The 5,734-nt window shown below is 44.7% G+C and carries 7 protein-coding genes and 1 pseudogene; 5 read left to right on the top strand and 3 right to left on the bottom strand.

The window, feature by feature from the left end:
- Positions 1-131 (top strand): annotated as a pseudogene (locus tag B7C60_RS18305) (siderophore-interacting protein); the annotation flags it as partial.
- A 79-nt stretch (positions 132-210) separates the two neighbouring features.
- Here the strand turns inward: B7C60_RS18305 and phnR are convergent.
- Positions 211-960, bottom strand: coding sequence for a phosphonate utilization transcriptional regulator PhnR (phnR, locus tag B7C60_RS07540; protein WP_099611130.1), 750 nt, complete (start codon positions 958-960; stop codon positions 211-213).
- 199 nt (positions 961-1,159) lie between these two features.
- On the opposite strand from phnR, the gene rnk reads away from it, so the two are divergent.
- Entirely contained in the window at positions 1,160-1,567 is a 408-nt protein-coding gene (rnk, locus tag B7C60_RS07535; RefSeq protein WP_099611129.1) for a nucleoside diphosphate kinase regulator, read from the top strand.
- A 53-nt stretch (positions 1,568-1,620) separates the two neighbouring features.
- Here the strand turns inward: rnk and yjjG are convergent, their stop codons facing one another.
- The gene (gene yjjG / locus B7C60_RS07530) at positions 1,621-2,295 is read right to left on the bottom strand and encodes a pyrimidine 5'-nucleotidase (protein WP_099611128.1); all 675 of its coding nucleotides are present in this window, start codon (positions 2,293-2,295) and stop codon (positions 1,621-1,623) included.
- Between the two features lie 100 nt (positions 2,296-2,395).
- Between yjjG and elbB the strand changes: the two genes are divergently transcribed.
- Complete coding sequence (gene elbB / locus B7C60_RS07525; RefSeq protein WP_099611127.1) at positions 2,396-3,046, top strand: isoprenoid biosynthesis glyoxalase ElbB; 651 nt, start codon at positions 2,396-2,398, stop codon at positions 3,044-3,046.
- 77 nt (positions 3,047-3,123) lie between these two features.
- Here the strand turns inward: elbB and folE are convergent, their stop codons facing one another.
- Positions 3,124-3,777, bottom strand: a complete 654-nt coding sequence (gene folE, locus B7C60_RS07520) for a GTP cyclohydrolase I FolE (protein WP_099611126.1) — start codon at positions 3,775-3,777, stop codon at positions 3,124-3,126.
- 148 nt (positions 3,778-3,925) lie between these two features.
- Here folE and moeA point away from each other — a divergent pair, with 148 nt between their 5' ends.
- Both moeA and moeB read left to right on the top strand, forming a co-directional pair.
- A complete protein-coding gene (gene moeA / locus B7C60_RS07515) occupies positions 3,926-5,161 on the top strand; it encodes a molybdopterin molybdotransferase MoeA (protein WP_099611125.1) in 1,236 nt (411 codons plus the stop codon).
- An 8-nt stretch (positions 5,162-5,169) separates the two neighbouring features.
- The coding region (moeB, locus tag B7C60_RS07510) for a molybdopterin-synthase adenylyltransferase MoeB (protein WP_245868851.1) at positions 5,170-5,734 on the top strand (565 nt) is incomplete at its 3' end.

The raw sequence follows: 5,734 nt of genomic DNA, 5'->3' as shown, positions 1-5,734 counted from the left end.
TGCGGCAATATTTTCGAAATGAACGAGCCGTTGCGCGAGATTTTATTTACATCAGCAGTTACTGGAAAAATGGAGTAACGGAAGATGGGCATAAAGTGATCAAACGCCAAGATGCGGAAGAAAACAGTTAGCCATTCACTATTCAGTGGTATAAGTCAAACCACCTCAAACATGGCCTGCGGGCCATGTTTTTCTCATTTATCGTTTTTCTCACTTATCGGCACGAGTTAAACACGATGAGAGATCCGATTCAGCGGGATGTGATCGCTCAGCCACCGATTCGATACTAATGGCATCATGTCGCCAATATTCAATACCACAGTCGATTAACTCGCCGTACTGGTTGTAATTCACTCGCTCAACTACCGTTGCCGGTGTTCCTGTTGTCGATCTCAAGGCCTGCGCAGTTTCACCGAATAGTGAACGAGTGGTGATCCGATAGCGTATTTTTTGATATTGTATCGAAAAGTGACGTTGATAGGTGTCAGTCAATGATTGTGACAAATCAAAATCTAACAAGTTAGGACAATATTCTGGACGCACGTAGTGAGTCACGAACGCCACCGGACGATGATCTAAATAACGAACACGCTCAATACAATACACTTCCGAAAATGGGGCTAATTGCAAAAGTTTCGAGGCTAATTTATTAGCCACCTCTACTTTGGCACTCACAAGCTCAGTTTTCGGCTGACGATGTTGTGCTCGTGCCATATTGGTAAAATTTAAAGTTTGAGTTGGGTCATAACGCAGTGGTGGTGGAGAAATAAACCAGCCTCGCCGATCTTCTCGATAGATTCTTCCTTCCGCTTCTAATAATGAAAGCGCTTCACGCAGCGTTACCCGTGTTGTATTAAAAGTCTCGGCTAATTGACGTTCAGCAGGTAATTTCTGCTTAGCCGTCAACATGCCTGCTTCAATTTGTTCAACAATGACATCTTTAATTTTTATGTACTGCACATTCGCCCTTATTTATTCCTAGGGTCTGTTGCCCCTAGCACATCATCAGCCACTAACACGACAAAACTGTGCGCGCAACGATTGAATTTTATCACCATTCAGTTTATGTTCTAGACACAATAGATGCAAAATTGCATACTGGACATGTTTTATGCCGCCCTGATTCGTTCGGGGCGGTATTTCTTTTGGAGAAAATAAAATGCCAAACAATCATTCAATTATCGTGTCAACCCTCGACATGGATCGCATCAGTGCATTAATGGATAACATGCCTAAGTTATCAGCAGAGCTGGAACGTCTAGAAGATGAGTTGGATCGTGCAACCGTACTCGCTCCTGAAGAAATCCCAGCGAATGTTGTCACAATGAATTCTACGGTGAAGTTTAAATTTTTGGGCAGTGATGAAATTATGCAAAAAAACCTAGTCTACCCCAAAGACCTAAAAACAAGCGACGATATCTCGATTTTTGCCCCAGTAGGCAGCGCATTGCTCGGTTTATCAGAAGGGCAGCAACTCTCTTGGCCAATGCCAAGTGGTGGCGAAAAAACGATTGAGATCATTGAAGTGGTTTATCAGCCAGAACGAGAAGGTGAATATACTCGTTAATCATCCCTGACACTTTGGTGCAAAGGCCACTCTTTGCACCAAGAGCGATGGACTTACGCCAGTAAAATGGTTTGCAACTCATACAAGGAAGCCACTTCATAGTGAGCATTAATCCCTTCTGGGCATGGGTGTTGATGTGTATTTAGCCAACATGTTTCAAACCCAAAATTAAGCCCTCCCAAAATATCTGAGTGAGGATTGTCTCCTACCATCAGGACTTTTTCTTTCGAAGGATGCCCCATCCTCTCCATCGCATGGGCAAAAATTCCCGCATCGGGTTTAGCAATACCGACTTGCTCAGAAATAACAATATGCTCAAAATAATCCGTCATACCTGTTTTTGCTAAACGCACATCCTGCAGCTCTGTAAAACCGTTGGTAATAATCCCTAGCTTGGCTTTTCCTTTTAATCCATCTAATAACTCTTGTGCACCAGGTAATAAAGTACAAATATCTGCCATTGCGGTTAAAAATGCGCTATTAAGCTCTGTGGTGGTGGTCTCTAATTGTTCAGCCCAGTGCGTAAAGCGAATATGTTTGAGTTGCTCAGCGCTAATATCGCCATTTTGGTAGTCCACCCACAGCGGTTTATTAACCTGTTGGTATTGATGGAAATCCTGCTCAGTAAAATCGACCCCTTTACGCGCAAACATTAATTGCATGCCTTTAAAGGCATCAAAGTGGAATAACGTTTCATCCGCATCAAACAAAATCCAATCGTACTTCATTACTTGCTCCTCAAAATTATCCGCGCAGTGTAGATTGTTTTTAATAAAATGTTAACCTCATAGAGAGGTCTTATCGATGAAATAAGTAAGGAGCCTATCAATGAAAAAAGTGGCCGTAATTTTAAGTGGATGTGGTGTTTTTGATGGCGCTGAAATTCACGAAACGGTATTAGCCCTGTATGCCATAGAAAAGCAAAGAGCCAGTTGGCACTGCTTTGCGCCCAACATTGAGCAACAGGTCGTCATTAATCACTTGACGGGTGAAGTAATGAAAGAAACCCGTAATGTCTTGGTTGAAGCGGCCCGCCTCACTCGTGGTAACATCCAAGATCTAACCCAACTGAACGTTCAGGACTTTGATGCATTACTGCTTCCCGGTGGGTTCGGTGTGGCAAAAAACCTAAGTGATTTTGCCGATAACGGCGCTGAATGCGGTATTAACGAGCAAGTTGCGACGATTTGCCGAGCTTTTGCGAAAGTGGGTAAACCGGCGGGTTACCTTTGTATTGCTCCTGCGCTTATCCCCCATATTTACGAATCTGGCGTTGAAGGAACCATTGGTAATGATCCTGATACCGCTTGTGCATTCACTAAAATGGGGGGTGAACACGTAAACTGTCCGGTCGATGATTATGTGTACGATCAGCAGCATAATGTGCTTTCTACCCCTGCTTATATGCTCGCAGAGAATATCACTCAAGCAGCAAGTGGGATTGATCGATTAGTTAAAAGATTGATTCAATTGGCTTAATAGCATTCAGAATCCATCCTTAAGCTTTACATACTTTACTTAAATGATGGATTCTGATCTGCATATCACGACTTAGTTTAGCGAATGCTGTGTAAAAACTCTGCGCGAGTGGAAGGGTTTGACTTAAAAATCCCGCCTAATGCTGTCGTGGTTGTCATGCTGGTTGCGTCCATCACACCGCGAGATTTAACGCAATAGTGGGTCGCATCAATAGTGACCGCCACATCATCCGATTCAAGCAAGGTTTGCAATGCCACCAAAATTTGCTGGGTGAGCCTTTCTTGAACCTGCGGACGCTGGGCAAAAAATCGAACAATGCGGTTAATTTTTGATAAACCAATAATTTTCCCACGCGGGATATAGGCAACTGCGGCTTTACCATCAATGGTAACTAAATGGTGTTCACAGGTGCTGGTCAAGGTGATGTCTTTCACGCATACCATCTCACTGACCTTCATCTTATTTTCGATGACGGTGATTTTAGGGAAGTTCTTATAGTCAAGCCCAGAGAAAATCTCATCCACATACATTTTTGCGATGCGATGGGGCGTTTCTTCTAAGCTGTCATCAGTGAGATCAAGCCCCAGCAGATTTAAGATTTCACGCATATGATGTTCAATTTGCGTTTTTTTCTCTTCACGGCTGATCACATTGGGTTGCATTGGCGTTTCCTGGCCGCGGCTTTCGAGAGCCGCTTTCACTAACTGGGCGGATTCGCTCAAACTTGACATTTCCCTACCTCTTGTTTACCCCTTTTGAATGGCAAACAAGAATACTCGTATTTTTGAATAATTACATCCCTATTTTATGAGAGGGCATTATTGTCTCGCCCTTTGTATGCTAAAGTACGCCAAAAATAATAACCACAGGACGATTAATATGGGCTGTTGCGATGCACAAAATCTCATGCCAATTGAAGATGCTCTCAACTCAATGCTTGCACGCATTACACCGATTAATGACACACACCAACTTCCGCTAGCCGATGCCCTCGGTTTTGTGCTCGCAGAAGATATTCTCTCCCCAATCCACGTTCCTCCTTTTGATAATTCAGCCATGGATGGATACGCGGTAAGACGCGCGGAACTCGCACAACAAGTCCAGTTGCCCGTTGTGGGCAAATCATTTGCAGGACAACCTTATACCGGCAATTGGCCAGCAATGACATGCATCAGAATCATGACCGGTGCTCAAATCCCATCGGGATGCGATGCAGTGATCATGCAAGAGCAAGCCCAAGTGACAGAGCAAGGTATTCGGTTTGCGGTCTCTGAAGTAAAGCCGAACAGTAATATTCGCCCCACAGGTGATGATATCCGACAAGGTGATGTGGTGCTCAGCGCTGGTTCACGTTTAACCGTGCGCGATATTCCGATGATCGCCACCTTAGGGATAAGCCATGTGCGTGTGTTTCGTAAACCCAAAGTAGCCTTTTTTTCAACCGGCGATGAATTAAAGCCACTGGGTGAACCACTAAAGGCTGGGCAAATTTATGATAGCAACCGCTATGGCATGAAGCCGTTAATTGAAAAATTTGGCTGTGAAGCGATTGATTTAGGAATTATTCCCGACTGTCCAGCCCAATTAACCACTGCATTTGAGCAAGCACAAACTCAAGCCGATGTGGTGATTACTTCCGGAGGCGTGAGTGTCGGCGAGGCGGATTACACTAAAGATATTCTGGCTAAACTTGGTGAGATCGGCTTTTGGAAATTAGCCATAAAACCCGGTAAACCCTTCGCGTTTGGCTCACTCAATCATGCATGGTTTTGCGGCTTACCGGGTAATCCGGTTTCTGCTATGTTAACTCTATATGTGCTCGTGCAACCCATGTTGGCAAAACTTGCTGGGCACACGGCTTGGCAAGCCTCTCCCTCGATCCCAGCGACGACTCGCTCTCGTTTTAAAAAATCTCCCGGACGCACCGATTATCAACGAGGAATCTACTCAATTGAAGATGGGCAGTTTGTCGTTGAAAGCACAGGTAACCAAAGTTCTGGTGCCTTCCGTTCCATGAGTTTAGCTAACTGTTTTGTGGTGCTTGAACGAGAACGTGGCCATGTTGAGGTTGGAGAAACGGTTCACATTCAGCTATTTAATGCCAGCTTGTATTGAGGAACATTATGGATCTTTTGTCTGATCAGGAAATGCTGCGTTACAACCGCCAGATCATGCTAAAAAACTTCGATTTCGAAGGGCAAGAAGCGCTGAAACAAAGTTCTGTTTTAATTCTTGGTGCAGGGGGGTTAGGTTGTGCCGCAAGCCAATATTTAGCGACCGCGGGCATCGGTAGCCTGACGCTGATTGATGATGATGTGGTTGAATTATCTAACCTACAACGCCAAGTGTTGCACACGGATAACGATCTTGGCCGCCATAAAGTTGACTCGGCGGCCGAGTCACTGCATAAACTCAACCCACACTTGGTGATCAGGACGATTGCGCAACGTTTAGAGGATGAAGCGTTGAATGCGCTGATTGCCACTCATAGCCTTGTGCTGGACGCGTGTGATAACGTTGAAACTCGCAATCAGCTTAACCGCCTATGTTACCAAAACAAAACACCGCTCGTTTCTGGTGCGGCGATTCGAATGGAAGGGCAAGTCAGCGTATTTATGTATCAACACCCTGACGAACCGTGTTACCAATGCTTAAGCGCTCTATTTGGCCATAATTCACTCACGTGTG

This window comes from Vibrio fujianensis (assembly GCF_002749895.1).
Classification (GTDB): domain Bacteria; phylum Pseudomonadota; class Gammaproteobacteria; order Enterobacterales; family Vibrionaceae; genus Vibrio; species Vibrio fujianensis.
Note: the sequence above shows the minus strand (reverse complement) of the source record. Positions and strands in the feature narration are given on the sequence as shown.

Coding starts and splice junctions, on each gene's coding strand:
- rnk (WP_099611129.1), top strand. CDS start 1,160: ATGCCAAACAATCATTCAATTATCGTGTCAACCCTCGACATGGATCGC.
- yjjG (WP_099611128.1), bottom strand. CDS start 2,295: ATGAAGTACGATTGGATTTTGTTTGATGCGGATGAAACGTTATTCCAC.
- elbB (WP_099611127.1), top strand. CDS start 2,396: ATGAAAAAAGTGGCCGTAATTTTAAGTGGATGTGGTGTTTTTGATGGC.
- folE (WP_099611126.1), bottom strand. CDS start 3,777: ATGTCAAGTTTGAGCGAATCCGCCCAGTTAGTGAAAGCGGCTCTCGAA.
- moeA (WP_099611125.1), top strand. CDS start 3,926: ATGGGCTGTTGCGATGCACAAAATCTCATGCCAATTGAAGATGCTCTC.